Origin of the sequence: Methyloceanibacter sp. (assembly GCF_051306395.1) — a bacterium.
Taxonomy (GTDB): domain Bacteria; phylum Pseudomonadota; class Alphaproteobacteria; order Rhizobiales; family Methyloligellaceae; genus Methyloceanibacter.
The window spans coordinates 40,316-67,196 of sequence record NZ_JBPPND010000071.1; the positions used below are offsets into that span (position 1 = coordinate 40,316).

Consider the following 26,881-nt stretch of genomic DNA (forward strand, 5'->3'; position numbering starts at 1 on the left):
GCTTCACCCGCTAAAAGAACGGCCCCGAAATTCGGGGCCGTTTTTTATGGAGACGGTCGAACCGATAAGCACGATGGACGGCGCCGGCGCGGGAATCGCAGTAGGGCTAGCGCCAGACGCCGATCTTCTTCTTGCGCGCGGCCTCTGCCGCTTTGGCGAGTTTGGGCTCCGTCGGGGCCTCAGGTTTCGCCCAGCCTTGCGTCACCATCCATGTGGAGAGGTCGGCATCCGCCAGCGTGCAGCGCGCCGTCACCGAGCTTACCGTGCCTATAGCGGGCACCTTGCACACGACAGCGCGCGCCCGGATCAGCCGCGTCAGCGCCACCTGCGCGCTCTTACCGCAGGACCATTTCCGTCCCTCCGCGTCCTTGCAGGTCTCGTCCGCCGCGTAGGCGTCGATCCCCTCGAGCTTGATGACCAAGTCACCGCGCGTCTCGAGCGTGCCGCCATCCCGGACCACTACGCGGTAAAAGCGCGTCGCCTTGAGTTTTGACCTCGGTTCTTGTGCCGCCTCCGGCGCGAGCGCGGCTGTCTTGTCCTCGTCGGCCGGGCCCGCCGCGTCGTCCTTGGGCGATGCCTGTGTCGCCTTCGCCGGCGGGTCGTCTGGCAGGGGCGTGGTGAAGAGCCGCCCCTGATGGCCGGTCGGCGGCGGCTCGACCATTTTCACCACCTCGGTGTCGCCGCCAAAGGGCCAGAGGAACCAGATCAGCGCGAGGCCGACCAAAGCAGTGAGAAGGCGCGAGGCGAGCGACATGACCCCTACACTAGAGGCGATGCTTGGCGGCTTTAAGGACGCGTCCTACTGGCTTGCCCAGATAATGCGCGCGATCCACTCGATCCGCTCCACGGGGAAGACAAGGTTGGGGTGTGCGGGGTTGAGCGAGGCGAGGTCGATGGTCTTGGCTGTGCGCCGCACCAGCACCTTGGCCATCACTTCGCCGTCGATCGTGCGTAGCACCACGCGGTCGCCTTTGCGCGGCGCCGCGTTGGGCGAGACGATGAGGATATCCCCGTCCCGGTAGAGCGGCGCCATACTGTCCCCGGTGACTTCGAGCGCGTAGGCGTTCTCGTCGTCCACGCGGGGAAAGCGGATCTGGTCCCAGCCGCCGCCCACCGGAAAGCCGCCGTCATCGAAGAAACCGCCGCCGCCGGCTTGCGTCATGCCAATGAGCGGGATCGGCTGGGCCGGGTTGCGCCGGCGCGGTTCGGAGGTGACCAGCGCCGTGAAGTCGTCGAAGGAGGCGCCGGTGGCTCCCAGCACCTTGGCGATGCTCTCGGTAGTAGGCCAGCGCGGGCGCCCTTCGCCGGTCACGCGCTTTGATTTGTTGAAGGCGGTGGGGTCCAGCCCGGCGCGCTTGGCAAGCCCAGAGGCGGACAGGCCATAGCGCCGCGCGAGTGCGTCGATGGCGGACCAGACCCGGGCATGGGTGAGCCTGTTCACGGAAGGAGGCCCCCAAATGAAGCCACTCGCAGAGAAATAATACTTATTTATAGGAATTATGGCTTATTTGCCTGCGTTGTCCACCACCTTTGAGTTGCGGACTCAGGTAGCGTCGCCCGTGCCGGCTCGGCAGGGACCCGCGGTGTTAGGAGGCCCGCTCCGGCAGCGAATGCAGAGCGCGTTCGAGCGCTTGAAGCTCGACCGGCTCGCCCCGGCTGTTGAAGATGCGGAATTCGAGATCGCCTTCGGCGATCAGCGCACGCGCTTGGCTGACGGTGTCCCGCGTCGTCAGGCGCATGACGGTTCTGGTGTTGGGCGGGGTGCCCCGCCGGATGGAATAGCTCATCAGGTCTCCGGGAAATGCGTTTCGCGGGACCATACAGGAGGTTGGGCGCCGAACGCCACCGTCCACGGCAATTTTACGCAGGTGCCCCGGCGGTCCTTGTTGGGGGCCGACGGGACCGCTAGTCTCCGCCAGACGCCATGCCCAAGCCCCTCTACAAGATCCTCGCCGATGCCGCCTATGAAGCGGCCAAGAGCGAAGGGTGTTTCTTAGGGACGTCCGACGATCTGCGCGACGGCTTCATTCACCTCTCCGCCCGCCATCAGGTCGAGACCACGCTGGCCAAGCATTACGCCGGCCAGGAGGATTTGCTGCTTCTGGCCGTCGATCCCGACAGGCTCGGACCGGCACTGAAATGGGAGGAATCCCGCGGCGGCGATCTTTTCCCCCATCTCTACGCGCCGCTTCCACTTGATTCGGTTCTCTCGGCCAAGCCGCTCCGGCTCGACGATGACAACACCCACATCCTGCCCGACGGGTTTACCGAGTGAGTGCCTTGTTCGGTTTGGGCCAGACGCTTCTGCTCGCCCTCGATCCGGAGCGCGCCCATGACCTTGCCCTCAAGACCCTCGAGCTCGGAGTTTATCCCCGCCCCTCCGGACCCGACGACACGCGGCTGAGACAGACGGTGTTCGGTCTCGACTTCCCCAATCCAATCGGCATGGCGCCGGGCTTCGACAAGAATGCGCGCGCCCCGCGTCAGCTTCTCGATATGGGCTTCGGCTTCGTCGAGGTCGGTACGCTGACGCCCCGCGCGCAGCCCGGCAATCCGAGCCCGCGCGTGTTCCGCTCTCATGCGGACCGCGCCATCGTCAATCGCCTCGGCTTCAATAACGAAGGCCAGGAAGCCGCCCTGAAGCGGCTGCGCGCCAAACCGGACGGCATCGTGGGAGTCAATCTCGGGGTCAACCGGGACAGCAAGGACCGCATCGCCGATTATGTGGACGGCATCACGCGCATGGCGCCCGTGGCGAGCTACTTCACCGTGAACATCTCTTCGCCCAACACGCCGGGCCTGCGCGACCTCCAGGCGCCGCGAAAGCTCGGCGAGCTGCTCGACAAGGTACAGGACGCACGCAAAGGCTTGGGTGACACTCCGCCGCTGCTCATCAAGCTCGCGCCGGATCTCGCCGACGCCGACCTGCCCGAAGTGGTCGCCGTCATCAAGGACAGCGGCGCCGACGGCATCGTCATCTCCAACACCACGCTCGCCCGCGACGGCGTGAACGATGAGACGCTCATCCGCGAAACCGGCGGCTTGTCGGGCCGGCCGCTGTTCGATCGCGCCACGCGCATGCTTGCCCGCGTCTATCAAATCACCGAGGGCAAGCTGCCGCTGATCGGTGTGGGCGGCATAGACTCCGGCGAGACCGCGCTCGCCAAGATCGAGGCGGGCGCGTCGCTCATCCAGCTCTACACCGGTCTCGTGTTCGAAGGGCCCGGCCTGATCGGCCGCATCAAGCGCACCTTGGTTGCGGCCATGGACGACGAGAAATCCAACACCCTCGCGCCGCTGATCGGCCGCCGCGCGGACGAATGGGCGGAGAAGCAACTCCCGGAGCTGGTCGTATGACGGTCACGATCTATCACAACCCGCGCTGCTCGAAGTCGCGCCAGACACTGGCGCTGATCGAGGACAAGGGTGTTGCCCCAAAGATCGTCGACTATCTGAAGGCGCCGCCCTCCGTCGCCGAATTGAAGCGCATCCTCAAGAAGCTTGGCCTCACGGCGCGCGACATCGTGCGCACGGGCGAGGCGCGCTACGCCGAGCTTGGGCTCAAGGATAAGGACATCAAGGACGACGAGTTGCTCGCGCTGATGGTCGAGAACCCGATCCTCATCGAGCGGCCGATCGTAGTATCGGGCGAAAGGGCGGCCATCGGCCGCCCGCCGGAAGCGGTGTTGAAGATTCTTTAGGCTTCGCGTTTGGGCGGGCCGGTCTCGGCCATTTCCGCCCCGGTCTCGCGGCCGAAGATCTTGAACGCGCGCATCACAAGCCAGACCGGGAAGACGATCACCGCGCCGAGCAGGAAGTAGCGGAAGCCCTTCTCGATCGCCGCGAAGCCCATGTCATAGATGCGGGCCGCGAGGTCGCGCAGGTTCTGGAGGATGTCGTAGGGGCTGAAACCCAGCGCCGCCAGGACCACGCCCACGATCAAGGATAGGATGGCGAGCCGGGCAAGCACGAGCGCCGGATTGCCGCCAAAAAACCGTTCCATCTGTCCGTTCCCTCTGAATCGTGGGCGTTTCAGTCGAATCTGTACCACAGTTGGGGCGCAAAGCCGCGAAGGTCAAGACGGCGGCGAAGATCAAGAAGGAGAGGGTTGCGTGAGCGCGCGAAAGGGGCTGGCAAGACAAGCGGGCGAAGCGGACGAGCCCGGCGCGCGACTGCCTGAGTCCTTCGCCGGCTGGTTCGCCTCGCGCGGCTGGCGCCCGCGACCTCATCAGCTTGCGCTGCTCGACACGGTCTCATCGGGCCGCGACACGCTGCTCATCGCGCCAACCGGCGGCGGCAAGACCTTGGCCGGCTTCCTGCCGAGCCTGATCGATCTCGCCGCGCGGCCGCACGCGCAAACGCCGGCGCGAAGCGTCCACACACTTTATGTCTCGCCGCTCAAGGCACTTGCCACCGATATCGCGCGCAACCTCGCTACGCCCGTGGTTGAGATGGGGCTGCCCATTCAGCTCGAGACCCGCACCGGCGACACGCCGCAATCGCGCCGCGCGCGCCAGCGCGTGCTGCCGCCCGACATCTTGCTGACCACGCCCGAGCAGATCGCGCTGATGCTCTCCCACAAAAGCGCCGCGGAACTGTTCGGCGGATTGAAATGCGTGATCCTAGATGAGCTGCACGCGCTCGCCACCAGCAAGCGCGGCGATCTGCTTTCTCTCGATCTTGCGAGGTTGCGCACGCTTGCGCCGGAACTTACGGCAATCGGCCTATCGGCCACTGTGGCGCGACCTTCCGAGCTTGCCGCCTTCCTCGTGCCCCACAAGGGCCAGAGTGCCACAAGGCTGGCCGAGATCGTCACGGCGGACGGCGCCGTCAAGGCCGACATCGCCATCCTCAAATCGAACGCCGATCTTCCCTGGGCCGGCCATTCGGCGCGCTACGCGTTGCCGGAGATGTACGCGGCGATCAAATCGCACAACATGTCGCTCATGTTCGTCAACACGCGCTCGCAAGCCGAGATGTTGTTCCACGAGCTGTGGCGCTGCAACGACGACAACCTGCCCATCGCGCTCCATCACGGCTCCCTCGACGTGGGTCAACGGCGCAAAGTCGAGGCGGCCATGGTCGCGGGCAAGCTCCGCGCCGTGGTCTGCACCTCGACCCTCGACCTCGGCATTGACTGGGGCGCTGTCGATCTCGTCATCAATGTCGGCGCGCCGAAAGGCGCAAGCCGTCTCGCCCAGCGCATCGGCCGCGCCAATCACCGGCTGGATGAGCCGAGCAAGGCGCTGCTGGTGCCCGCCAACCGCTTCGAGGTGATGGAGTGTCAGGCGGCGCTCGAAGCGGCGGAGGAGGGGGCGCAAGACACCCCGCCCACGCGCCCCGGCGCGCTCGACGTGCTCGCCCAGCACATTCTCGGCGTGGCTTGCGCGGAGCCCTTCGATCCGGACCGGCTCTATCGGGAGGTGACCAGCGCCTCGCCCTATCAGGGGCTCACCCGCGAGGGGTTCGACCAGGTGCTCGCCTTCGTCGCTACCGGCGGCTACGCGCTCGCCAACTATGAGCGCTACGCCAAGCTGAAACTCACCAAGGAGGGCGAATACCGCGTCGCGCATCCTCGCATCGCGCAGCAATACCGGCTCAATGTCGGCACCATCGTCGAGGCGCCGATGCTGCGCGTGCGGCTTGCACGCCTCAAGGGCGGCGTCGGCAAGTCCGGTATGGTCGCCGGGGGGCGCGTCTTGGGCGAGGTGGAGGAGTATTTTATCGAGCAGCTCGCTCCCGGCGACACTTTCGTCTTCGCCGGCGAGGTGCTGCGCTTCGAGGGTTTGCGCGAGATGGATGCCATCGTCACCCGGGCGCATGCCGCCGATCCCAAGGTACCCGCCTATGAAGGCGGCAAGTTTCCGCTCTCCACCTATCTCGCCGGCCGCGTGCGCCGGATGCTGGCGGAGCGCGGCGCCTGGGCGAAGCTGCCGGGCCAGGTCTCCGATTGGCTCAGGCTACAAGCCGATTTTTCGGTTGTTCCCTCCGCCGAGGAGATGCTGATCGAGACATTCCCGCGCGGGCAGCGCCACTACCTCGTCTGCTACCCCTTCGAGGGGCGTCTCGCCCACCAAAGCCTCGGCATGCTGCTGACGCGGCGGCTGGAGCGGGCAGGCGCCGCGCCGACCGGCTTCGTCGCCAACGAGTACGCGCTCGCCGTCTGGGGGCTCAACGACATGAGCGCGATGATCCGCGACGGGCGCCTCGACCTCGCGCAACTCTTCGACGAAGACATGCTGGGCGACGACCTCGACGCTTGGCTCGCGGAGTCGAACCTGATGAAGCGCTCGTTCCGCGTCTGCGCCATCATCTCAGGGCTGATCGAGCGGCGTCATCCCGGGCAGGAGAAGACCGGGCGGCAGATGACCGTCTCGTCCGATCTCATCTACGACGTTCTGCGTCAGCACGAGCCGGACCACGTCCTGCTGAAGGCTGCTTTCGCCGACGCGGCCTCAGGCCTGATCGATCTCGGCCGCTTGGGGCAATTCCTCAAGCGGATCGGCGGTCGAATCAGGCATAGTGAGCTCAGTCACGTTTCGCCGATTGCCGTACCGGTCATGCTCGAGATCGGACGCGAAAGCGTTCCAAGTGACGTCGGCGACACCTTGTTGCGTGAGACCGCCGAAGAACTCATCGCGGAGGCTTTGGGGAAACATGCTGCGCGCTAGGCTCGATCTCATGCCGGAAACGGCGCCCACGCTTCGCTCACATCTCACCGTGGGCCCCCATACGCTGAAGCCGCTGGCGGCGGGCGCGCTCTATTGGGAGGCGGAGGACACGCTCCTCGTGGCCGATCTCCATCTGGAGAAGGGCGCCGCCTATGCCGCCCGCGGCATGCTGCTTCCCCCGTACGACACACGCTCCACGCTGTCCCGCCTCGGCAAGATCATCGCCGCCGTGGACCCGGGCCGCGTCGTGGCGCTCGGCGATAGCTTCCATCGCAGCGAGTGCGCCGACAATCTGGTCGAGGACGATTTCGCGCTCCTGATGAAACTCCAGAAAGGCCGCGACTGGTTTTGGATCTGCGGCAATCACGACCCGCATCTGCCCGAAAGCATCGGCGGCACGGTCTGCGCCACGCTGACCATGGCGGGCGTCGTCTTGCGCCACGAACCGTCGGACCAGGCAACGGGTCCGGAGATCGTGGGGCATCTCCACCCGATCGCGCGCATCTCGCGGCGGGGCACGGTGGTCCGCCGCCGCTGTTTCGCCACCGATGGCAGCCGCCTGGTCATGCCGGCCTTCGGCGCCTACGCGGGCGGGCTCAACGTGCTGCATGAGGCGTTTCGGCCGCTCTTCCTCTGGCACCGGCTGGAAGCCTGGATGATGGGCCGGCACGCGGTCTATCCGGTGCTCGGCAGCCTGCTGCTGCCGGATTAGCGACCGGCCTAGTCGCGCCGGAAGGCGAACCAGCCGGCGAGACCCGAAAGCACGGCGATGATGACGCCGAGCAGGCCGTAGAGGAACGGGTGCAGGAAGGCGAGCTGGTAGATGAAAGCTTCGATCCCTGCTTTGGTCACTTCGAGCGAGCCCTGGCTCTTGCTCACCACCTCGCCGTCGCGGAACAGATAGACGTCGGCCGTGTAGCGCCCGGTGGGCACGTTGACCGGGAGCGCGACCGTGGCGCGGAACAGGCTGCGGCCGATGAACCTCACGCCGTCGTCGTCTTCTTGAAAGAGCTTCTTGTCCTCTCTCAGCCGGACCATCGCCGAGCGGAAGGACTGCTCTTGCGGATCCCCCTTCGTGTAGCGGCCGAAATCGAGATCGGAGAGGCCGATGCCGAGGTCCTTCAAGGTCGCGTCGGAAGCGATCGCCCGAAACGGCCGCGTGGAGAGCACCGCATAGAAACCGGGCACGCTACCGTAGGCCTTGGCGGGGCCGTTGACCCAAATTCCGGCTACCCGCTCCTTCTTGCGGAGCACGATGGGCTCGGACGGACCGCGCACCACAGCGATCACGTCGTATGTGCCTTCGCCCGGCGTGCGCGAGTCGCTGAAATCGATGCTGCCGAAGATGAGGATCTCGATGCCGGTGAAGTTCGACTGGATGGCGATCTCGCGCGTCGAGATGTCCGACTGAACCGTTTCCTGGCTGGTGCCCGGCTTCACCTCCGGCGGCGTCACGGCGTCTTGCGCGCGCGCCGGCATGCACAAAAGCGCGAGGAGAAGTGCGGTGAGACGGAGGATCGTGGCGCCCATCACGACCCCACCAACGGAACGATGCTGTAGAGCTCGGACGGCCGGATCACCAGGTCGAGCAGAATGCGGATCGCGACGCCGAGCACCATGAGGGCCAGCAGCGCGCGCAATTGCTCGCCGCGCAGCTTCTGGCCGGCGCGCACGCCGAACTGACCGCCGATCACGCCCCCGATGATGAGCAGGAATGCGAGCATGATGTCGAGCGTATGGTTCAGGGTTGCGTGCAGCAGCGTGACGATGGCCGTGACGAAAATGATCTGGAAGATCGAGGTGCCGACGACGATGTTGGTCGGCATGCGCAGCAGATAGATCATCGCCGGCACCATGATGAAGCCGCCGCCGACGCCGAGGAACGCGGCGAGGAGACCGACCAGGCAGCCGATGACCAGCGGCGGGATGGCGCTGATATAGAGACGCGAGCGCGGAAAGCGCATCTTGAACGGCAGGCCGTGAATCCAATTGTGCTGGCTTGCCTTGCGCGCGGAGACGCTCTTGCCGGCCCGCTGACGCCTTATCGCGTTGACGCTCTCCCACAGCATCAGCGCGCCGATCGAGCCGAGGAAGAACACATAGGTCAGCGAGATCATCAGCCCCGCCTGGCCGGCCTCGCGCAAGATTTTGAGGAGAAAGACGCCGGCCAGCGCCCCGACCACGCCACCGGCGATGAGCACCGCGCCCATCTGAAGGTCGACATTGCCGCGCCGCCACTGTGCCATCGTGCCCGAGACCGAGGTGCCGACGATCTGATTGGCGCCCGTGGCCACGGCAATGGCCGGCGGGATGCCCGACAGCATCAGGAGCGGCGTGAGCAGGAAGCCGCCGCCGACGCCGAACATGCCCGACAGAAAGCCCACCGCCGCGCCAAGTCCCAGCATCACCACGAGGTTCACTGAGATCTCGGCAATGGGCAGATAAATTTGAAACATCGGCCGTGGCGTTGAGAGAGCGGGCGTTTTGGCAACCTGTTCGCCGCGCGCGGGCCTGTCAATGCGTTACGCCCTGACTTGAACGAAATGTCACGAAAATCAGGCCGAAGAGTGAATTCGGCCGGCGCTGTCTAGCTCGCCAGGCTCTCGAGCTTGGTGACGAGCGGAGCGGTGACCTCGCCGGTCTCATTCAGGCCGTTGCGCTGCTGGAACAACTTGATCCCGGTCCGGGTGCGCTCGCCCATCAGGCCGTCGGGCGGGCCGACGTCGAAGCCGAGCTTGTTGAGGAGCACCTGGGCTTTGGCCACGAGGGAAACGCCTTGAGGTGAGGAGGCCGACGTGGCCGCCCAGGTCCGCTGCTCGGTGACCTCGTTGGCTTCCGTGGTTACGGGCATAGCCGTCCAAGCCTTCACCTCGGCGTCCGCCGCGGCCAGCGTCTCCGGTGCCAGTTGCGCGTGGATCACGTCGCGGCGCTTTTGGGCTTCGGGATCGCCCTGAGCGGCGGCCAGCGAGAACCACTTGTAAGCGTCGGTGAGACTCTTGGTCCGGCCGAGCCCATGCTCGGCGAGGATGCCCAGATTGAATTGGCTGTCGGCGAGACCTCTTGCCGCCGCCTCGCCATACCATTTGGCGGCGAGGTCATAATCCGGGGCGCTGCCGTCACGGCCGCTGACGCTGACCGCGAGATTATGCATGGCCTTGACGTTGCCCCGCTCCGCGGCGGCGGCATACCAGCTCCGTGCCTTGTCGAGGTCCCTCTCGACGCCGAGCCCGCGCTCGTACATGGCGGCGAGGCGATACTGGGCCGGCGCGAGCCCGGCGCGCGCCGCGCGCTCCAGCCATTCGGTGGCCTTCTTCACGTTGCGCGTGGTGCCCTTGCCTTCCATGTAGCGGTCCGCGATCGTGTACTGCGCGGCCGCGTCGCCCTCCGAGGCGGCTTTCCGCAAGGGCAGCGGGCCGAGCGCCTCGGGCGGCATCGGTCCCTTCACCGGCGTCATCGTCAGTCTCTCGGCCAGCGCGGCGTCCGTGGCGGAGGCGGGGTCCTCGATGGAGAAGATCACGCCGGGGGGCAGGGCAGCGGCATTCGTCGGTGTCAGCGAAGCGAGCTGGGGCTCGGGCCTGATCTCGCTCTCGGGCATGGTCGCGCCGGAGGGCTTTCCGCCCGAGGATTTCACGACATCGGTGACGCCGGGCGTTGCCTGACCGACCCGGCCGTTGAAGGGCTCGAAGTCCGGTCCCGGGGTCGAGCCTTGATCTGGCAGGATCATCCACGATCCCTGGTCGGGCTCGGTAGACGGTATCGTCTCGTTGCTCTCAGGCGCCGCGGCATCCTCGGAGGTATCGGCGGGCGGCGTCTCGGTGGTGGCGGACGGAGTGTCGGCCGATGGCGCGGGCTCGATGATCGTGGTCGGGCTCATGTCGGCATCCGGCTTGGAGCCAAGGCGCCCATAAAGAAGCAGCGCGCTGATCGCCAGAAGAATGGCCGCGGAGATGATCAGCAGCGACCGTTTGCGGCGGCCCGGCTGCTCGGTCGCGGGCGAACTCCCGGGTAATACTTTCTTGGACCTCCGTCCGCTGCGTTCCTCGGCGCGCACTGCGGCCGCCTGCGCCGCCCGGCGGGCCGCGGCCACAAGATCGTCCGGTGCGGCTTTCGGCGCCGCGTCGAGATCGACCGCCTCGCCATCGAGGCCGGCGCGCTTGGCGCGGCCGAAGGGCGGCGGCGTTTCGGTTTCCTTGTAATCGGGAATGGCGGCGCCGAGCCGGTCGCGCAGGGTCTCTTTCATGCGCATCTCGGCATCATCGAGCTTCGATGCGGGGCGCATCTCGGGAAGGCGCGGGCTAGGCGTCTCGGGAGCCTTTGGTGCGGACGTCTGGGGCGCGGCAGAGACTAGGGTCTTCGGCGCTTCAGCCTTAGGGGCCTGCGCCTGCGGTGCGGTCGCTTGCTGTGGGGCTTGGGCGAACGGCGCGGCGGGCTTGGCCTCGACCGGGCTTGTGAACGGGGTGCGGGGCTTTGGGCTCGCCCCGGGGCCGCTGTGCTCGAGCTGCTCCACGAGCTGCTTCAGGGATTGGTGGACCGCTTCGATCGTGCTCGCCAGCTTGTCGCCCGACTGGCGGCTCCTGTCGTCCATGGAAGCAAGCTCGCGCTGCATGGCGTCGAGCCGCTCGGTGGTCTTTTTGGTGTCGTCGGCGACAAGGCGCGCGGCGTCCTTCGCGGCCTTGGCGGCGATGTCCTGAAGCTGCGCCGGGTCGAGCGCGGCGGGCTCTTGCTCGGCGTCCTTCTCGTCCAGCCGCGCGATCAGCTTGAGCAGGTGGTCTTCCACCCCGCCGATCCTGCCGAGCTGCTCTTCGGCCCGGGTAAGCTGCTGACCCATATCGGTAATCTGTCTCTCAATATGCTCCAGGGCCGCGCCGCTCGGGACCGTCTCCAGGCTCTGGGCAATCTGCGTACCGATCTCGTCGAGCCGCGTGTTCAGGGCTTCGATGGCGCTGGCCGGCATTGCCGCGCCGATGGACTGTTCCAGCCGCTCGGCCATCTCGACGAGCTGCTTGTCGAGATTGGCGTGCTCGGGGGCGAAACCCTCAAAGGGAGAGGCGGGGCCCGCGTATTTGGGAGCGGTGGCCCCGTAGCCGAATTCGGCGAGGTCGGAATCCGGCGCCAGCCGGGACCGCGTCTTCGACGCCATTACGGACTGCGCGAACCGGCTCGGCTCCGGCTCATAGCCGTAGGGGTCCCGCGCGCTCTCCTCGCTATCCGCGCGCAAACCGCCGGATAGCGCCTGTCCGAGGCGCTCGAAATCGTCGAGCGGCGTCGAGCTTTCGGTTTCGAGCCGGCGGGCAAGATCGCTGACTTGGGTATGCAACCGGTCGAATGTGTCGGCGTCCTCGGGCGCGCCGGTCTCCCGCGCGGCTTCCGTGGTCTGCGACAGATGATCGAGCCTGGCATGAAGGTCGTCGAGCGCTTCGCCGTAGCGGCGCTCGCTGTCCTCGACCCGCTCCACCAAGCGGCGCAACAGGGTCTCGACGGTGCCTTGGTCCATAGGTTGGTCCTCGGAGTAGGCATCGCTTCCCTGAGCGGCGTTGCTGGTTTGCCAACTTGCTTCTGAAGCCATACCGTTACCCATGGAGTTACGCCGCCGATTCCGCGCCCCCGCGGGTGACGGCCTGGCCGCAACACGTGTGACGAAGCGGTCTCGATGACGGTGGCAAGGCTGGGTAAATTTTCTCTTAAGGAATGCCCTGGAATGGGACGATTCTGCGCTTCTCGCATCGCGGAACCGGGGAAATCGCGCGTTGTCTGATCTGGTCGAATCGAGCCACATCCTGACCGTGCCGACGCGCGGCAAGGGCTTCGTCGAGATCACGCGCGGGATTTCAGCCTGGCTCGAGGGCATCGGCGCCGACGGCGGGCTTCTCACCGTCTTCGTCTCTCACACCTCGGCCTCCCTCACCATCCAGGAGAACGCCGATCCGAATGTACGGGTCGACCTGCTCGATGCGCTCGAGGGGTTGGCGCCGGAGGACCGGGCCTATGCCCATCACGAGGAGGGGCCCGACGACATGCCGAGCCATATCAAGGCGATGCTCACCTCGGTCAGCCTGTCGATCCCGGTGCGGGACGGCGCCATGACGCTCGGCACCTGGCAGGGCGTCTATCTGATCGAGCATCGCGCCGCGCCGCATCGGCGCCGGGTCGTCCTGAGCTTCATCGGACGCGCAAAGCAGGCGTGATCAGTTTCCAGAGAAGATCCGCGTCGCGGCGATCAGCTCATGCACGATGCCCGGCTCCGTCATGGCGTGGCCGGAATCCGGCACCACGCGCAAATCGGCCTGCGGCCAAGCTTGAACAAGATCGAAGGCGTTCTTCACCGGCGTCACCACGTCGTAGCGGCCGTGCACGATCACGCCGGGAACGTCCTTCAGACGGTCCGCGTTGCGCAGGAGCTGATCGTCGGTGTCGAAGAAGCCTCGATTGACGAAGTAGTGGGCCTCGATGCGCGCGAACGCGAGCGCATAATAGTCTTCGGAGAATTGCCGCTCCCGGGCGAAATCCGGCAGCAGGGAAAGCGTGCGTCCCTCCCAAGCGCTCCAAGCGCGCGCCGCTTCGACCTGGACGGAAGGATCATCGCTCGTAAGCCGTTTGTAGTACGCCGCGATCATGTCGGCGCGCTCCGCCTCGGGGATGACGCTGACGTAGTCGGCGAACGCGTCAGGAAACAGCCAGCTACAACCGTCCTGATAGAACCATTCAAGCTCCGCGCGGCGCAGCATGAAGATGCCGCGCAAGATGAGCTCGCGCACGCGCTCGGGGTGAGTTTGCGCGTAGGCCAGCGCCAGCGTGGAGCCCCACGAACCGCCAAACACTTGCCAGCGGTCGATGCCGAGATGCTCGCGCAAGCGTTCGATGTCGGCAACCAGATCCCAGGTGGTGTTCTCCTCGAGTGAGGCATGGGGGATCGACCGGCCGCAGCCGCGCTGGTCGAACAGCACGATGCGGTAGAGCCGGGGATCGTGATAGCGCCGCATGATGGGCGTGACGCCGCCACCGGGTCCGCCATGCAACACGACGACTGGCTTGCCGGACGGCGACCCGCACTCTTCGTAGTAGAGTTCGTGCAGGTCCGAGACCTTGAGCCGGCCCGAGCGGAAGGGCACGATTTCAGGGTAAAGCGATAGCCGTGGAGAGTCGGGCCGCGGGTCCATGGAACTCGTTCAGTCCTCTTCGCTGCTCGCTGTGGCCGCCCGGGCTTGCGCCTGGTCGAACATGGTCTCGCCGTCGGGTTTGCGCATCTCTTCGTAATAGGCGGTGTCGAAGCCCTCCGGCTCCGGTCCGTAGAGGCTCGCCCCGACGCCTGCGCCAAGCGCCAGCACCGCCGCCACGAGGCAGGACATGGCCGTGCCCACGGCGGTTTCGGCCACGCCGATCAGGCCGCCCATGGTCAAGGCGAGAAACAGGACGCCAAATCCGGTTGCCAGACTGGCGAGAGCGCCCCGGGTGGTGCAGCGCGGCCACCAGATCGCCAGGAGAAGAACCGGGAAGAACGTCGCGGCGGCAAAAGCGAAGGCCGTCACCGCGGTATGCAGCGCATCCACCTCGGCGATAAAGAGATACACGGCCGCCAAAAACGCGCACGCGGCAATCGCAGCCCACGCCGCCATGAGCCGCGGCAGAATGATAGGCTGGTGGTCGAGCGTGCCGTAGACGTCGTCGGCGAGGCTCGCTCCGAGGGTGAACAGATGCGAGCCGGCGGCGGCGAGCGCGATCGCCAAGCCCGCCGCAGCCATGAGCGCGGTGAGGACGTAAGGAAGTTGCGCCAGGATCGGCAATGCCAGCGCGATCCCGTCGCGCGAGATTAAAAGCTCGCCTGCTCCGATCGTGCCGTCGCCGTTGAGATCGCTCGCCTGCGCCAACTGTCCCACGCTCAAGCTGGAGAGCCACGCCGGCAGCCCTTGCGTGGGGATGAGCGCCATGTCGCGGAACATGAGCACTTTAGCGAACGCCGCAAGCGACGGCGCGGTGATGACGAACAGCGCCACGAGCAGAAGCGCCCAGGCGGTCGAGCGGCGCTGATCGGCCACCGAGCAAGTGACGCCGCTGCGCGCGATCAGGCTCGGCAGGGCGGCCGTGCCCAGCGCGAAACAGAAGAACAGCGCGAAGAAGCCCCGCTCGGTGATGGCGCCGAACGATTGAAGGAAGGGCTTCACGGCCGCCATGGGCTCAGGCGCCGGCAGAGCTCCGATGTCGCCGGGCTCCACCGGCGACATGCCGGCGGCCGTCTCCGCGCTCTGCAAGGAGCCGAACATCTCGCCATAGGTGAATTGCGGCGCGGGTAGATTGGTCAACAGCACCGAGACGACGATCAGTGGCACGGCGAGCCCGATGGCGCCGGCGATGAACTGCGCGCTACCCGACCAGGTCAGAGCGCGCATGCCGCCGAGAATGCCCGTCGCCGCGACGAGCGCGGCGATCAGCAGCACGGCGATCCAATAGGATGCCGGCAGGAAGATCGCCACCACGGTTGCCGCGATCTTGATCTCCGCGGCGAGAAGCAGCGCGGTCGGCACCACCTGCAAGGCGCTCGCCACAAGGCGTGTCTCGCGCGAGCGAAACCTTTGGCCGAGAAAGGCGGGAAGCGTGTAGGCGCCCGCCCGGCGCAAATAGGGCACGAACAGAACGCCGGAGAGCAACAGGCCGCACGTCCAGCCGAGACCGATGGCGAGCGCGTCGAAGCCGAGGAAGAAGACCGCGCCCGTATAGGCGAAGAAGCCGGTGCCGCCGACCGTGATCGCCGCCAAGAGGAACGCGTTATAGACTTGGGGAACCCGGCGCCCGGAGGTGAAGAAGTCCTCGACGTCGAGGGTGCGCGCCGCCACGGTGATGGCGAGATAAAAAAGCAGCGGCAGCAGGATCATGAGCAGCGCGATCGTGCCGTCGCTCCAGCCGAGTTGCTCGGCCATGGCGAGCAGCACCACCAGCGAGGCGAAGGCGCTGGCGACGATGCCGTAATAGGCGCCGAGATGCGGATTCGGCGTACGCTGGCGCGACGGCGCTGTCATCGCCTACGCCATCTCCTCATTGAAGCTGCGCGTGTGGTCGATGCGTTCTTGCACGCGCACGTACCAGAAGGCGATCACCACCGCGAAGATGACGAGACCCTGCGCCAGAAGATAGAAGCCGAGCGGGAAGTGGAGGAACCACAGCCGGTTCAGGGCAATCGCATATATAATGACGAAGGCTACGGCGCAGAGCACCGCGGCGATGGTGGTGATGGCGACGGCCAGCGTGCGCAATTGGTGGCGGTCGCGCACCGCATTTTCGGTTTCAGTGGCTTCCGCTGTCACATTCCCTCCCAACCCAAGGTCCAGCCGGGCGCTGAGGCCTGCCGAGCAGTTAGCAGCTAGGCGGAGCCTTGCAAACTGTGCTTTGAGGTGCAAATGCCCTAAAAATCGTGGCAGAGAAGCAGTGTGCTCTCAACGGCTTGAGGGGGAATGCGGGCAATGCTCCAAGAATTCAAGGAATTTGCACTACGCGGCAATGTGGTGGACATGGCCGTGGGTATCATCATCGGCGCGGCCTTTTCCACAATCGTCAAGGCGCTGGTCGACGACGTCATCATGCCGCCTGTCGGTCTGCTCACAGGCGGCGTGGATTTCTCCGACCTCTTTATCAACTTGAGCGGGGGCGATTATCAATCGCTGGCGCAAGCCAGGGAGGCCGGCGCTGCGACCATCAATATTGGCATATTCATCAACAGCGTCATCAGCTTCGCCATCGTCGCTTTCGTGCTGTTTATGGTGATCAAGGGCATGAACCAGCTGCGCCGCAAACAGGAAGAGGAGCCGGCGACCCAGCCGCCGCCCTCGCGCGAGGTGCAACTCCTGGAAGAAATTCGCGACGCCCTGGTGAAGCGCGGTTAGCGCCTGCGCCCAAGTAGGCCGGAGGCCGGTAGCGCAAAGATAAAGCGCTCAAGTAGGCCGGAGGCCGATAGCGCAAATGATACCAACCTACCAGTTGTAGCGCATGCCGCCCTTGACGGTAGTGCCCTGCGCTTCGTCGGCGAAGACGTAGTCGACTTTGGCGAATACAGCGGTCTGTGCGCCGGGGTTGAAGAAGTTCACGCCGGCCGAGACCTCGCCCCAAACATCATCCGTTTCATCGACAAGCTGGAAGTCCCGGCCCGTCGAGGTGAGGGTGGCGTTGTGGTCGCCCGAGAACGAGCCCCACACGCTGCCGACCGCGAAGGGTTCCATCGTGGTCCCCTCCCAGACCTCGGTGCTGGTGCCGAGGCGCATGCCGAGGCGGCCACGCACGTCCTCGTCGTCGTCGAAGTCGATTGCGTTGCCGTCGAGTGAAAAGTCGTCGATATGCGTCCACGACGCCGCGATCGTGGCGAGCGGTTCGATGAATGGACCCGGCCGCATGCCGCCGAAGCGATAGCCCGTGTCGGTGCGGAAGCCGTAGGTGGTGCTGTCGAGCTCGTTGGGGAAGCCTCTCACGTCATCGGTATCGATCGTGGAGAACAGGGTCTTGAACAGCGTGTCCACAAACAGGCCGCCCCGCAGATAGGTGGCGTAGGCGCCGGCCTCCAGGCTGCTCACCTGGAACCTGCGCACCAGCGACTCATAGTCGAGGGTCGATTCCACCGCGCCGCCGAGCACGCCGAGTACGAGAACGTCGCCGTCCACGAACAGGTCGCGCTTGCCGAAATCGATGCCCGACTGGACCTGCCAAATATCGAGATCGCGCTTGAGGTCGTGGCGGTAGGTCCGACCGTTGGCTTTGGTGGTCGCGCTGTCGTCGATATCGAACCAGCTGCCGGCGCCGCGCGCCCATACGCCCGGCGTGAAGTTGTAGAGCTCCTGGCAGCGCACCACGTCCTCGGCGCGCCCCGGATCGTCACAGAGATTGCCGCGCGCCAGGAGGACGCGCAGATCGGTGCTCTGATCGAACCACGTCTCCGTCGTGTTGTGGAAAGTATCGTGGGTAACGGTGACGAGCTGCGGCAGGACATGGGCGCCGCCGCCCGTGTGGTTCTTGAGTTCGAAGAAGCCGGAGCCCGTGGGCACGAAGAACAGATCGTAATCGAAAAAGCCCGCGTCGATGGGCTTGTCGATATAGAAATCCTTGGCGTCCACGTTGCCGTCCACGAACACCACGGGTATGCCCACGGGATCGAACCGCGCCGAGGACCGGTTGGTGTTGTTGACGTCGATGCGGGTCCGGCCGCCGGTGTTGCCTTCGACCACGAGGACGTCGGAGGTCGAGCCGGGCCCGCCGAGGAACGTATCGATGGCAAGTCTGGACTTACCGCCACCCGCGCCGAAGAAACTGAGGTTGGTTCCGCCCGGCGTATTGGAGAGGCGCAAGACGTCCCGGGGCTTGCCGTCGACCATGGTGATTAAGCCCTGGTTCTCGAACCTTTCGAGCCCGACGAACTTGGTCTCCTCGCTCGCGTTGAAGTCGTCAGCGGCGCGCAGAGTGCCGCCGGCCTCGTTGGCGAAGACATCCCTGCCGCCGCCGAAATCGCTCGTCTCGCTCGCATTGAACGTGCCGCCCGCCCTGTTCCTGAAGGTATCGCCGCTGTCCGTCAGGTCGACGAAGCCGGTGATGAGGCCGGTATTCTCGATCCTGGTGCTGGCGCCTTCGGAGTCGATGGCAAGCCCGCTGCCCGCCGAGATCTTGCCGCTATTGAGGATTGTGGTCGAGGTGTTGCTGAAGGCGGCGATGCCCACCATCGAGCCGAAAATCTCGCCCGAGTTTCGAATTTCGATGGGCGAGGATGGCCCGTAAGTCTGAGCGTAGATGCCGTATCCGAAACGGCCTTGGGCGGAAACCTGGCCGCTGTTCACGATCGTGAGCGAACTGCGCTCGTCATACGTGTTGGCGTCGATGCCCGAGGAGAAACCTCCCCGTGTTTCGATGTCGCCGCTATTGGTGATCGTCATGTCCGCATTGACGCCCTCGGTGTAGGCATAGATGCCTTCGGCGTAGGCGCCCGTGGATCTGATGCGGCCGCTATTCACGATGCTCAATTGCGAGTTGAGGCCGTACGTGGAGGCGACAATGCCCTCCGCGTCGCCACCACGAGTGTTTATGTCGCCGCTATTGATGATCGAGATGTCGCTGTTGGTGCCGTCGGTGTAGGCCTGGATGCCATCCGCATTGTAGGCCCGCGTAGTGATCGCGCCGCTATTGGTCACCGCGATGTTGCTGCGGCTGCCTCCCGTGTAGGCGTAGATGCCGTACGCATCCGTGCCGATCGTAGCAATGTCGCCGCTGTTGTTGATGGAAATGCGGCTGTTGCGCGAGGCGGTCGTTGCGAAGATTCCGATGGATCCGAGGCCTGCCGTGGCGATGTCGCCACTGTTGTTGATCGTGATCGGGCTCCTCGGAGCGAGGATGCTGGTATTGGCTGAAATGCCGATGGCGCCGGCGCCCGCGGTGGCGAGGTCACCCGTATTGGTGATCTTGATCGGGCTGAATGGGCCGACCGTGAGGGCCTCGATGCCGATTGCGCCGATGCCGGCCGTGGCTAGGTTGCCCGAATTGTTGATGGTGATCGAACCGCCCAAGGCGGCGGTGTTGGTGGCAATGCCGATGGCGCCTAGTCCCAGCGTGGCGAAGTTGCCTGTGTTGGTAAAATCAATCGGGGCACCGATGCCGCCCGTAATGATGGAGGCGCACGTTCCGATGAAAATGCAGTCATCGTTGTTTGTGACGTTGACGGGGAAGATCGAGGCGATGTTCACCGCCTGCTGCGCCTCTGCCGCTGTCGGGATCAAGCTCGAAACGAGGAAGCTGGTGGCGAGCGCGGTGCCTGCGAGAAGAAGCCGCCGGTCCGGCCGTGCGAAACGAGGTGGCGTTTGGGGCGGAACTTTTTGCGCGTCAGCCGCATAACCACCTGCACCGCGCCTGCGGTGATGATGACGCCCCATGATTTGCCCCCTAAATCCCCAACTTGGGCGATTTTTGTTGAAATGCAGGCAGCGCACCAGGGGCCCGCACTGGCTTTCCACAGGCACTCAGCCGAATCCGCCTCCCTGTTGCTCTGGGGGAACACTTTTCCATCGGCGGGAGGGCGGAGAGATTCAACATGCGCGTTGCCGCTAAGCAGGAAAGTTCTTCCTACAGAACGGCCTTCCGGGAACCAGATTTCGTTTTTTCTCCTTCAATCGCTTCTTTGGGGAATGATTTTTCGCTAATCTGCCCCATCTTCAGGACGGTGGCGCGCCCTGAAGCAAGATGATGACTGGGAATACGACATGACGACCGGTGGAAATTTCGGCGGCGCGACCTTTGGCGCATCGGTGTCCGTGCATTTGCGCGGGCTTGCGACGCCGCGCCTTGCCCAGTACACGGGCCGTTCGATTGAACCGCAACGCTTTGCGGAGGTTGCTTAAGTCATGTTCATCAACGTGCGCCTGCCGGACGGCTCCACGCATCGCCTCGAAGCGCTCGAGGGCTGGCGCGTGATGGAGGTGATCCGCGACTGGGGCCTGCCGATCAAGGCGGAGTGCGGCGGTGCCTGCGCCTGCGCCACGTGCCATGTCTGGGTCGCCGAGAATTGGGTCGCCAAGCTCGTGGCGCCGACCGATGAGGAATCCGAGATGCTGGACGGCGCCTTCCAGGTCGATGAGCGTTCGCGCCTTTCCTGCCAGCTCATCATGACGCCGGAACTCGACGGGCTCGAGGTCGAGCTTGCGCCCGAGAGCTTGGCGGACGCCGCCGAGCCCGTTGCCGTGGGAGGCGCTGGCTGATGCGCACCTTCCCGATCTTCGTGAGCTTCGACGGCAAGCCGCCGCTCGTCGTGGGCGGCGGAGAGCTTGCGGCCATCAAGACGCGGCTTCTGCTGAAGCGCGCGGAGGTCGTCGAGGTCTCGGCCCAAGAGTTCGTTCCGGAGCTTGCGGCCCTTGCCGCGGCCGGTCAGGTCGTGCAGGTGGCATCGGGGCCCGGCATCGATCAGCTGCGCGGCCGTCCGCTCGTCATCGCCGCCACCGAGGATGACCAGGAAGATACGCGCGTCTCGGCTATCGCGCGTGCACTCGGCGTGCCGGTCAACGTGCCGGATCGTCCGGAGCTTTGCACCTTTGCCCTGCCGGCCATTGTCGATCGCGGTGAGGTCACCGTGGCCATCGGCACCTCCGCCGCTGCCCCCGTGCTGGCCCAGCGTCTGCGCGCCTGGCTCGAGCGCGAGCTGCATCCGCGCCTGGATGATCTTGCCAAGCTGGCTGGCGAGTTCCGCGGCCTTGTCGCCGAGAGATTGCCGGCTGGCGCCCCGCGCCGCCATTTCTGGGAGTCCGTGTTCGACGGCGCCGCCGCCGAAGCCATGCTGGAAGGCGACGAGTCGAAGGCACGTAGCCTGATCGGCGAGGCCATCGAGCAGGCAAGCGAGGCCGGCAAGCGGGAAGGCCGCGTGCTGCTGGTCGGCGCCGGCCCCGGCGATCCCGAGCTTCTCACCATGAAGGCGGTTCGCGCGCTCAAAGTCGCCGACGTGGTGTTCTACGACCGGCTGGTGGGCAAGGGCGTGCTGGAACATGCCCGCCGCGAGGCCGAGCTGATTCCCGTCGGCAAGGCCAAGGGCGCCCATAGCGTGCCGCAAGCCGAGATCAATGCGCTTCTGGTGGAGCGCGCGAAAGCCGGCCAGACCGTGGTGCGCTTGAAGGGGGGAGATCCCTTCATCTTTGGCCGCGGCGGCGAGGAGCTCGATGCGCTGCGCGCCGCGAATATCGCCATCGAGATCGTCCCAGGCGTCACCGCCGGCATCGCCGCGGCCGCGAGCTTGCAGGTTCCGCTCACCCATCGCGACGTGTCGCACACCGTGACCTTCGTTTCCGGCCATGAGGCGGGCGGCAAGGCGCCGAGCTTCGAGCATCTCGATCTCAAGGCGCTGGCCTCCGGCAACAATACGCTGGTCGTTTACATGGGCGTCACCACCGGCGCCGTGATCGCCCAAAGACTTCTGGAAGCCGGGTTCCGGCCCGCGCTTCCGGTCATCGCGGTGGAGAATGCCAGCCGCGAGGACGAGCGCCGCGTGGCCACCAATATCTCGGTCCTTGCCGCCCATCCGGACTCGCTTGGGCTGAAAAGCCCCGCGGTTCTGATCTTCGGCGAGGTCGCCGGACTGCCGGCTGCGGGCGTCGTCGAGACCGTTTTGGCCCATGAGGAGGTCAAGCACGCTTATGCCTAGCGTCGTCACCGCCAACCGCCTCACCGACGGCATCGTCGTCTATCTCGCCGCCGACGGCGAATGGACGGAGGAGATCGCCAATGCCCGCGTCGCCGACGACGAGGCGGAGACGAAGGCGCTCGAGGCGATCGCCGACAACGCCGTGCGCGAGCGCATTGTCGTGAGCGCCTATCCCATGCCGGTCGGGCTGAAGGATGACGGCGCGATCGATCCCCTTTCCGTGCGCGAGCGCATTCGTGCCGCGCACCGCACCACGTTGACGAAGGATTGGTACGATGTACCGCTATGATGAGTTCGACCATGCGTTCGTGAACGAGCGCGTGGCGGAGTTTCGCAATCAAGTCGAGCGCCGGCTCGCCGGCCAGCTGACGGAGGAGGAGTTCCGGCCCTTACGCTTGCGGAACGGTCTCTACCTTCAGCTTCACGCCTATATGCTGCGTATCGCCGTTCCTTATGGCGTGCTGTCGCCCAGGCAGTTGCGCCAACTGGCGATGATCGGCCGCAAATGGGATCGCGGCTACGGCCATTTCACCACGCGCCAGAATCTCCAGTTCAACTGGGTGAAGCTCGTGGACATTCCCGACGTACTCGCAGCCCTCGCCGAGGTCGAGATGCACTGCATCCAGACCAGCGGCAATTGTGTGCGCAACGTCACCGCCGATCCTTACGCCGCCGCCGCGGTCGATGAGCTGGAAGACCCGCGCGCCTGGTGCGAGATTCTGCGTCAATGGTCGACGCTGCATCCGGAGTTCAGCTGGCTGCCGCGCAAGTTCAAGATCGCCATCTCCGGCGCCGCCGAGGATCGCGCCGCCACCGCCTTCCACGATATCGGCTTGCGCATCGTGCGCGGGCCCAATGGCGAGAACGGCTTCCGCGTGCTGGTCGGCGGCGGCATGGGCCGTACGCCCTATGTCGGCCAGGAGATCAAGGCCTTCCTGCCGAAGGAGCACCTGCTGTCCTACATCGAGTCGATACTGCGCGTGTACAATCTGCACGGGCGCCGCGACAACATCCACAAGGCGCGCATCAAGATCCTCGTCAATGCGCTCGGCATCGACAAGTTCCGCGAGGACGTCGAGGCCGACTGGGAAGCGACCCACAAGGACGCCATCGACCTGCCCGAGGACGAGAAGCGCCGCATCATGAGCTATTTCACGCCGCCCGAGTTGCCGGAGCGGCCGGCGCGCGACGAGGCCTTGGCTGCGCGCCGCGAAAGCGATCCCGTCTTCGCCAATTGGTACAAGCACAACGTGCTGCCCCACCGCGTGCCGGGCTACGCCTCTGTGGTGATCTCGCTGAAGGAGCCGGGCCGCACGCCGGGCGATGCCTCTTCGGACACCATGGATTTCGTCGCCGACCTTACCGAGCGCTTCGGCCACAGCGAGGCGCGGGTCAACTACACGCAGAATCTGGTGCTGCCCCATGTCTCGCGCGCGGACGTCTTGGAGCTATACGAGGCTTTGGCAGAGGCGGGGCTCGCCACCGGCAATAACGAGCTGCTCGGCGACATGATCTGCTGCCCGGGGCTGGACTATTGCAACCTTGCCAACGCGCGGTCGATCCCCATCGCCAAGGAGATCGCCAAGCGCTTCGAGGACCCGGCGCGCCAGGAAGAGATCGGCAAGCTGCGGCTCAACATGTCCGGCTGCATTAACGCCTGCGGTCATCATCACTCGGGCAATATCGGCATTCTCGGTGTCGACAAGAAAGGCACCGAGCTCTACCAGATCACGCTCGGCGGCAACCCGAAGGATAGCGCCTCGGTCGGCACTATCATCGGGCCGGGCTTCCGCGCCGAAGCCGTGCCGCAAGCCATCGACACCATCGTCGACACCTATATCGACAATCGTCACGAGGGAGAGAGCTTCCTCGAAACTTGGCGCCGCGTGGGCGCCGCGCCCTTCAAGGAGGCTCTTTATGGTGCTCGTTGAGCTCGCTACCGGGACGATCGTCGCCGATCCCGACGAGGTGGCGACGGTGCTGGAGCCGACCGCCGACGAGGCGGCGCTCAGCGCCGCGGCCGGCGGCAACGCGGGGCCCATCGCCATCGCCTTTCCGAGCTTCACCGACGGGCGCGGCTTCAGCTTGGCGCGGCTGCTGCGGGAGCGTCACGGTTTCAAAGGTGAAATCCGCGCGGTGGGCCACCTCATTCCCGATCACGGCCAGTTCCTGCTGCGCTCCGGCTTCGACACCGCCGAGATTACCGACCCGGACGCGGTGCAGGTCTGGAAGGCTTCGCTTGAGCGCATCCGCCACAATTATCAGCCGGCCGTGCGCAACCCCCTGCCGCTGCGCTGGGATGCGTCCTCCAAGGCAGCGGGTATGCTGGACGAGACGCTCGGCAAGACCGGCGATCTCGTGAGCCGCATCAAGGAAGTCGCTGCGCAGATTGAAGGGCGCATTGCCTTTTCCACAAGCCTCGGCCTCGAGGATCAGGTCATCCTGCACGCCATTGCCAAATCCGGCGTCATCAAGTCCGGCGCCGAGATCGATGTCTTCACCCTCGACACCGGGCGGCTCTTCCCGGAGGTGCTGGAAACGGTCGAGCTCTCCGAGCTTCGCTATCGTATCCGCATCCGCCTGGTCGCACCGGACGCACAAGAAGTGGAAGAGCTCGTTTCACGCGACGGCGTCTATGGCTTTCGTCAGTCGGTCGAGAACCGCAAGGGCTGCTGCGAGATTCGTAAAGTCCGTCCCTTGAATAGGGCGCTTGAAGGCGCGCAAGGCTGGATCACGGGTCTGCGCCGCGAGCACTCGGACGCGCGCGCCGAAGTGCCGCTTGCCGCGTGGGACGCAGATCGCGGGCTCACCAAGGTGAACCCGGTCGCCGACTGGTCAACCGACACCCTCATGGCCTATATCGCCGCTAACAACATCCCCGTGAACCCGCTGCATGCCCGCGGCTTCGTCTCCATCGGCTGCGCGCCGTGCACCCGGGCTATCCAGCCGGGCGAGAACCCTCGCGCCGGACGCTGGTGGTGGGAGAACGAGGACAAAAAGGAATGCGGCCTGCACGTCAACGAGAACGGTAAAGAGAAAGAGAAAGCCGCATGACCGCGCTCACCTCGCATCTCAAGCTCCTCGAAGCCGAGAGCATCCACATCTTTCGCGAGGCGGCGGCACAGTTCCGTAGCCCCGTGCTGCTCTACTCCATCGGCAAGGACTCGACCGTCCTTCTGCACTTGGCGCGCAAGGCCTTCTGGCCGGCCAAGCCGCCGTTCCCTTTGCTGCATGTCGATACGACTTGGAAGTTCCACGATATGATCGCGTTCCGCGACCGCACGGCGAAGGAGCTCGGCCTCGACCTGATCGTGCATACCAACCACGACGGGCTCGCGCGGGGCATGAACCCGTTCGACCACCCGCCGTCCGTCTATACCGGCATCATGAAGACCCAAGCCTTGCGCCAGGCGCTCGACACGGGCGGCTTCGACGCGGCCTTCGGCGGGGCGCGCCGCGACGAGGAAGCCTCCCGTGCCAAGGAGCGCGTGTTCTCCTTCCGCGCCGCCGGCCACCGCTGGGACCCGCGGCTTCAGCGCCCCGAGATGTGGCAGCTTCTGAACGGCCGCCTCGGCAAGGGCGAAACCGTGCGCATCTTTCCGCTGTCCAATTGGACCGAGGCCGATGTCTGGCGCTACGTCACGCTCGAGAAGCTCGACGTGGTGCCGCTCTATTTCGCCGCCGAGCGTCCTGTGGTGGAGCGCAACGGCCAGATCATCATGGTCGACGACGAGCGCATGCGGCTCGAGCCCGGCGAGACCCCGCAAATGCGCAAAGTCCGCTTCCGCACCCTCGGCTGCTACCCGCTCACCGCGGCCATCGAGTCCGACGCGACCGATCTCGACGCGGTCGTCACCGAGACCTTGGAAGCGCGCGTGTCGGAGCGGGCGGGGCGGCTGATCGATCACGATCAGGCCGGCGCCATGGAGATGAAGAAGCGTGAGGGGTACTTTTGATGACTTTGGCTGCGCTCGAGGAGAGAAAATCCGTCGCGCTCGCGGCGCGCACCGGCGACAAGTCGGAGGCCATGCTGCGGCTGCTCACCTGCGGTTCGGTTGATGACGGCAAGTCGACGCTGATCGGCCGGCTGCTGTGGGACGCCGCCGGCGTCACCGACGATCAGCGCGCCGCGATCATGCACGCCTCGCATAGCCGTGCGGTCAACGGCGAGCGCATCGACTTCTCGCTTTTGCTCGACGGTCTCGTGGCCGAGCGCGAGCAGGGCATCACCATCGACATCGCCTGGCGCTATTTCGAGACCGCGCGCCGCCGCTTCGTCATCATCGATTCGCCGGGCCACGAGCAGTACACGCGCAACATGGCGACGGGCGCCTCTCATGCCGACCTCGCCATTCTCCTGGTCGATGCCCGCCACGGCGTGAAGCGCCAGACGCGCCGCCACGCGGCGATCTGCAATCTCGTCGGCATCAAGAAGGTCATCGTCGCCATCAACAAGATGGACCAGATCGACTGGTCGGAAGCGCGCTACCGCGCCATCGAGGCTGACTTCCGGGCGCTGGCCGGCAATTTTGCCTTCACCGAGATCGCCGCGATCCCCGTCGCCGCGCTCACCGGCGCCAATGTGGTCGCGCGCTCTGCGGAGATGTCCTGGTACTCAGGCCCTACGCTGCTGGAGTATTTGGAGCACGTCGATCCCAAGACTGAACCCGAAGACGCGCCCTTCCGTATGCCGGTGCAACTCGTCTTGCGCGCGACGAACGACTTCCGTGGCTATGCCGGCACCGTCACCTCCGGCAGAATCCGCGTCGGCGACCGTCTGGTCGATGCGAGGAGCGGCCTCGGTGCCACCTTGCGCCGTGTCGCCACCATGGACGGCGACCAGGCCACGGCGAGCAAGGGCGATGCCGTCACCCTGGTGCTCGACACCGATCTCGATATTTCGCGCGGCGCCGTTCTGTCGGAAGTGCCGCGCCGGCCGGTCAATGCGGACGTCATTGAGGCCCGCCTGGTCTGGCTCTCCGACACGGCGTTCGATCCGGAAGTCGGCTATCTGCTCCGCACCGCCACCGATCTCACCCCGGTCACCTCCATGAGCGTCTCGGCGCTT

The 26,881-nt window shown here is 65.6% G+C and carries 26 protein-coding genes; 15 read left to right on the forward strand and 11 right to left on the reverse strand.

What is annotated here, in order from left to right; all coding sequences use genetic code 11:
* Positions 1-106 precede the first annotated feature (106 nt).
* The 3 genes from ACSLE4_RS04430 to ACSLE4_RS04440 all read right to left on the reverse strand — a co-directional run bounded on the left by ACSLE4_RS04430 (position 107) and on the right by ACSLE4_RS04440 (position 1,787).
* The gene (locus ACSLE4_RS04430) at positions 107-754 is read right to left on the reverse strand and encodes a thermonuclease family protein (protein ID WP_435903264.1); all 648 of its coding nucleotides are present in this window, start codon (positions 752-754) and stop codon (positions 107-109) included.
* A 45-nt stretch (positions 755-799) separates the two neighbouring features.
* The gene (locus ACSLE4_RS04435) at positions 800-1,441 is read right to left on the reverse strand and encodes a S24 family peptidase (RefSeq protein ID WP_435903265.1); all 642 of its coding nucleotides are present in this window, start codon (positions 1,439-1,441) and stop codon (positions 800-802) included.
* Positions 1,442-1,586: 145 nt separating this feature from the next.
* Complete coding sequence (locus tag ACSLE4_RS04440; protein WP_435903266.1) at positions 1,587-1,787, reverse strand: hypothetical protein; 201 nt, start codon at positions 1,785-1,787, stop codon at positions 1,587-1,589.
* Between the two features lie 137 nt (positions 1,788-1,924).
* Here ACSLE4_RS04440 and ACSLE4_RS04445 point away from each other — a divergent pair, with 137 nt between their 5' ends.
* The 3 genes from ACSLE4_RS04445 to arsC are packed head-to-tail and all read left to right on the forward strand — an operon-like array spanning position 1,925 to position 3,701.
* Positions 1,925-2,275: a DUF952 domain-containing protein gene (locus ACSLE4_RS04445; RefSeq protein ID WP_435903267.1), complete on the forward strand. Its 351-nt coding sequence runs from the start codon at positions 1,925-1,927 to the stop codon at positions 2,273-2,275.
* Positions 2,272-3,357: a quinone-dependent dihydroorotate dehydrogenase gene (locus ACSLE4_RS04450; RefSeq protein ID WP_435903268.1), complete on the forward strand. Its 1,086-nt coding sequence runs from the start codon at positions 2,272-2,274 to the stop codon at positions 3,355-3,357. The genes ACSLE4_RS04445 and ACSLE4_RS04450 overlap by 4 nt, the downstream gene beginning before the upstream one ends.
* The gene (arsC, locus tag ACSLE4_RS04455; protein ID WP_435903269.1) at positions 3,354-3,701 is read left to right on the forward strand and encodes an arsenate reductase (glutaredoxin); all 348 of its coding nucleotides are present in this window, start codon (positions 3,354-3,356) and stop codon (positions 3,699-3,701) included. The genes ACSLE4_RS04450 and arsC overlap by 4 nt, the downstream gene beginning before the upstream one ends.
* Here the strand turns inward: arsC and ACSLE4_RS04460 are convergent.
* The gene (locus ACSLE4_RS04460; RefSeq protein ID WP_435903270.1) at positions 3,698-4,003 is read right to left on the reverse strand and encodes a DUF6460 domain-containing protein; all 306 of its coding nucleotides are present in this window, start codon (positions 4,001-4,003) and stop codon (positions 3,698-3,700) included. The genes arsC and ACSLE4_RS04460 overlap by 4 nt on opposite strands.
* 109 nt (positions 4,004-4,112) lie before the next feature.
* On the opposite strand from ACSLE4_RS04460, the gene ACSLE4_RS04465 reads away from it, so the two are divergent.
* Positions 4,113-6,671, forward strand: coding sequence for a ligase-associated DNA damage response DEXH box helicase (locus ACSLE4_RS04465; protein ID WP_435903271.1), 2,559 nt, complete (start codon positions 4,113-4,115; stop codon positions 6,669-6,671).
* On the forward strand, positions 6,658-7,383 hold the full coding sequence (gene pdeM / locus ACSLE4_RS04470) for a ligase-associated DNA damage response endonuclease PdeM (RefSeq protein ID WP_435903272.1): 726 nt from the start codon (positions 6,658-6,660) through the stop codon (positions 7,381-7,383). Before ACSLE4_RS04465 ends, pdeM begins: the two co-directional genes overlap by 14 nt.
* Positions 7,384-7,391: 8 nt before the next feature.
* Here the strand turns inward: pdeM and ACSLE4_RS04475 are convergent, their stop codons facing one another.
* From ACSLE4_RS04475 to ACSLE4_RS04485, 3 genes are all read right to left on the reverse strand, one after another.
* Positions 7,392-8,201 (reverse strand): TIGR02186 family protein, encoded by an 810-nt coding sequence (locus ACSLE4_RS04475; protein ID WP_435903273.1) that lies wholly within the window; start codon positions 8,199-8,201, stop codon positions 7,392-7,394.
* Complete coding sequence (locus ACSLE4_RS04480) at positions 8,201-9,127, reverse strand: sulfite exporter TauE/SafE family protein (protein ID WP_435903274.1); 927 nt, start codon at positions 9,125-9,127, stop codon at positions 8,201-8,203. Before ACSLE4_RS04480 ends, ACSLE4_RS04475 begins: the two co-directional genes overlap by 1 nt.
* Before the next feature lie 131 nt (positions 9,128-9,258).
* Positions 9,259-12,165 (reverse strand): peptidoglycan-binding protein, encoded by a 2,907-nt coding sequence (locus ACSLE4_RS04485; RefSeq protein WP_435903275.1) that lies wholly within the window; start codon positions 12,163-12,165, stop codon positions 9,259-9,261.
* A gap of 253 nt (positions 12,166-12,418) precedes the next feature.
* Between ACSLE4_RS04485 and ACSLE4_RS04490 the strand changes: the two genes are divergently transcribed.
* A complete protein-coding gene (locus tag ACSLE4_RS04490; RefSeq protein WP_435903276.1) occupies positions 12,419-12,856 on the forward strand; it encodes a secondary thiamine-phosphate synthase enzyme YjbQ in 438 nt (145 codons plus the stop codon).
* Here the strand turns inward: ACSLE4_RS04490 and pip are convergent, their stop codons facing one another.
* Genes pip through ACSLE4_RS04505 form a run of 3 tightly spaced genes read right to left on the reverse strand, consistent with a single transcriptional unit; the run spans position 12,857 to position 15,967 of the window.
* The gene (pip, locus tag ACSLE4_RS04495; RefSeq protein WP_435903277.1) at positions 12,857-13,828 is read right to left on the reverse strand and encodes a prolyl aminopeptidase; all 972 of its coding nucleotides are present in this window, start codon (positions 13,826-13,828) and stop codon (positions 12,857-12,859) included.
* Positions 13,829-13,837: 9 nt separating this feature from the next.
* On the reverse strand, positions 13,838-15,682 hold the full coding sequence (locus ACSLE4_RS04500) for a solute symporter family protein (protein ID WP_435903278.1): 1,845 nt from the start codon (positions 15,680-15,682) through the stop codon (positions 13,838-13,840).
* Between the two features lie 3 nt (positions 15,683-15,685).
* Positions 15,686-15,967, reverse strand: coding sequence for a DUF4212 domain-containing protein (locus ACSLE4_RS04505; RefSeq protein ID WP_435903279.1), 282 nt, complete (start codon positions 15,965-15,967; stop codon positions 15,686-15,688).
* Positions 15,968-16,123: 156 nt separating this feature from the next.
* Here ACSLE4_RS04505 and mscL point away from each other — a divergent pair, with 156 nt between their 5' ends.
* Complete coding sequence (gene mscL / locus ACSLE4_RS04510; protein ID WP_435903280.1) at positions 16,124-16,543, forward strand: large conductance mechanosensitive channel protein MscL; 420 nt, start codon at positions 16,124-16,126, stop codon at positions 16,541-16,543.
* Between the two features lie 87 nt (positions 16,544-16,630).
* On the opposite strand, the gene ACSLE4_RS04515 is transcribed toward mscL, so the two are convergent.
* A complete protein-coding gene (locus ACSLE4_RS04515) occupies positions 16,631-19,561 on the reverse strand; it encodes an autotransporter outer membrane beta-barrel domain-containing protein (protein WP_435903281.1) in 2,931 nt (976 codons plus the stop codon).
* 327 nt (positions 19,562-19,888) lie between these two features.
* Here ACSLE4_RS04515 and ACSLE4_RS04520 point away from each other — a divergent pair, with 327 nt between their 5' ends.
* The 8 genes from ACSLE4_RS04520 to ACSLE4_RS04555 form a co-directional block, all read left to right on the forward strand.
* The gene (locus ACSLE4_RS04520) at positions 19,889-20,026 is read left to right on the forward strand and encodes a hypothetical protein (RefSeq protein WP_435903282.1); all 138 of its coding nucleotides are present in this window, start codon (positions 19,889-19,891) and stop codon (positions 20,024-20,026) included.
* Between the two features lie 3 nt (positions 20,027-20,029).
* Positions 20,030-20,383: a 2Fe-2S iron-sulfur cluster-binding protein gene (locus ACSLE4_RS04525; protein ID WP_435903283.1), complete on the forward strand. Its 354-nt coding sequence runs from the start codon at positions 20,030-20,032 to the stop codon at positions 20,381-20,383.
* Positions 20,383-21,813, forward strand: a complete 1,431-nt coding sequence (cysG, locus tag ACSLE4_RS04530; protein ID WP_435903284.1) for a siroheme synthase CysG — start codon at positions 20,383-20,385, stop codon at positions 21,811-21,813. Before ACSLE4_RS04525 ends, cysG begins: the two co-directional genes overlap by 1 nt.
* The gene (locus ACSLE4_RS04535) at positions 21,806-22,102 is read left to right on the forward strand and encodes a DUF2849 domain-containing protein (RefSeq protein WP_435903285.1); all 297 of its coding nucleotides are present in this window, start codon (positions 21,806-21,808) and stop codon (positions 22,100-22,102) included. Before cysG ends, ACSLE4_RS04535 begins: the two co-directional genes overlap by 8 nt.
* Complete coding sequence (locus tag ACSLE4_RS04540) at positions 22,089-23,744, forward strand: nitrite/sulfite reductase (protein ID WP_435903286.1); 1,656 nt, start codon at positions 22,089-22,091, stop codon at positions 23,742-23,744. Before ACSLE4_RS04535 ends, ACSLE4_RS04540 begins: the two co-directional genes overlap by 14 nt.
* On the forward strand, positions 23,731-24,867 hold the full coding sequence (locus tag ACSLE4_RS04545) for a phosphoadenylyl-sulfate reductase (protein ID WP_435903287.1): 1,137 nt from the start codon (positions 23,731-23,733) through the stop codon (positions 24,865-24,867). Before ACSLE4_RS04540 ends, ACSLE4_RS04545 begins: the two co-directional genes overlap by 14 nt.
* Entirely contained in the window at positions 24,864-25,769 is a 906-nt protein-coding gene (cysD, locus tag ACSLE4_RS04550) for a sulfate adenylyltransferase subunit CysD (protein WP_435903288.1), read from the forward strand. The genes ACSLE4_RS04545 and cysD overlap by 4 nt, the downstream gene beginning before the upstream one ends.
* On the forward strand, positions 25,769-26,881 hold a 1,113-nt coding region (locus ACSLE4_RS04555; RefSeq protein WP_435903289.1), incomplete at its 3' end, for a sulfate adenylyltransferase subunit 1. The genes cysD and ACSLE4_RS04555, both read left to right, overlap by 1 nt.

What these genes read in the sequence shown, in the direction of transcription:
- ACSLE4_RS04485 (WP_435903275.1), bottom strand. Translation starts at nt 12,165, where the DNA reads ATGGACCAAGGCACCGTCGAGACCCTGTTGCGCCGCTTGGTGGAGCGG.
- ACSLE4_RS04500 (WP_435903278.1), bottom strand. Translation starts at nt 15,682, where the DNA reads ATGACAGCGCCGTCGCGCCAGCGTACGCCGAATCCGCATCTCGGCGCC.
- ACSLE4_RS04540 (WP_435903286.1), top strand. Translation starts at nt 22,089, where the DNA reads ATGTACCGCTATGATGAGTTCGACCATGCGTTCGTGAACGAGCGCGTG.
- cysG (WP_435903284.1), top strand. Translation starts at nt 20,383, where the DNA reads ATGCGCACCTTCCCGATCTTCGTGAGCTTCGACGGCAAGCCGCCGCTC.
- pip (WP_435903277.1), bottom strand. Translation starts at nt 13,828, where the DNA reads ATGGACCCGCGGCCCGACTCTCCACGGCTATCGCTTTACCCTGAAATC.
- arsC (WP_435903269.1), top strand. Translation starts at nt 3,354, where the DNA reads ATGACGGTCACGATCTATCACAACCCGCGCTGCTCGAAGTCGCGCCAG.
- pdeM (WP_435903272.1), top strand. Translation starts at nt 6,658, where the DNA reads ATGCTGCGCGCTAGGCTCGATCTCATGCCGGAAACGGCGCCCACGCTT.
- ACSLE4_RS04440 (WP_435903266.1), bottom strand. Translation starts at nt 1,787, where the DNA reads ATGAGCTATTCCATCCGGCGGGGCACCCCGCCCAACACCAGAACCGTC.
- ACSLE4_RS04430 (WP_435903264.1), bottom strand. Translation starts at nt 754, where the DNA reads ATGTCGCTCGCCTCGCGCCTTCTCACTGCTTTGGTCGGCCTCGCGCTG.
- mscL (WP_435903280.1), top strand. Translation starts at nt 16,124, where the DNA reads ATGCTCCAAGAATTCAAGGAATTTGCACTACGCGGCAATGTGGTGGAC.
- ACSLE4_RS04460 (WP_435903270.1), bottom strand. Translation starts at nt 4,003, where the DNA reads ATGGAACGGTTTTTTGGCGGCAATCCGGCGCTCGTGCTTGCCCGGCTC.
- ACSLE4_RS04520 (WP_435903282.1), top strand. Translation starts at nt 19,889, where the DNA reads ATGACGACCGGTGGAAATTTCGGCGGCGCGACCTTTGGCGCATCGGTG.
- ACSLE4_RS04535 (WP_435903285.1), top strand. Translation starts at nt 21,806, where the DNA reads ATGCCTAGCGTCGTCACCGCCAACCGCCTCACCGACGGCATCGTCGTC.
- cysD (WP_435903288.1), top strand. Translation starts at nt 24,864, where the DNA reads ATGACCGCGCTCACCTCGCATCTCAAGCTCCTCGAAGCCGAGAGCATC.
- ACSLE4_RS04480 (WP_435903274.1), bottom strand. Translation starts at nt 9,127, where the DNA reads ATGTTTCAAATTTATCTGCCCATTGCCGAGATCTCAGTGAACCTCGTG.
- ACSLE4_RS04445 (WP_435903267.1), top strand. Translation starts at nt 1,925, where the DNA reads ATGCCCAAGCCCCTCTACAAGATCCTCGCCGATGCCGCCTATGAAGCG.
- ACSLE4_RS04475 (WP_435903273.1), bottom strand. Translation starts at nt 8,201, where the DNA reads ATGGGCGCCACGATCCTCCGTCTCACCGCACTTCTCCTCGCGCTTTTG.
- ACSLE4_RS04525 (WP_435903283.1), top strand. Translation starts at nt 20,030, where the DNA reads ATGTTCATCAACGTGCGCCTGCCGGACGGCTCCACGCATCGCCTCGAA.
- ACSLE4_RS04515 (WP_435903281.1), bottom strand. Translation starts at nt 19,561, where the DNA reads ATGGGGCGTCATCATCACCGCAGGCGCGGTGCAGGTGGTTATGCGGCT.
- ACSLE4_RS04545 (WP_435903287.1), top strand. Translation starts at nt 23,731, where the DNA reads ATGGTGCTCGTTGAGCTCGCTACCGGGACGATCGTCGCCGATCCCGAC.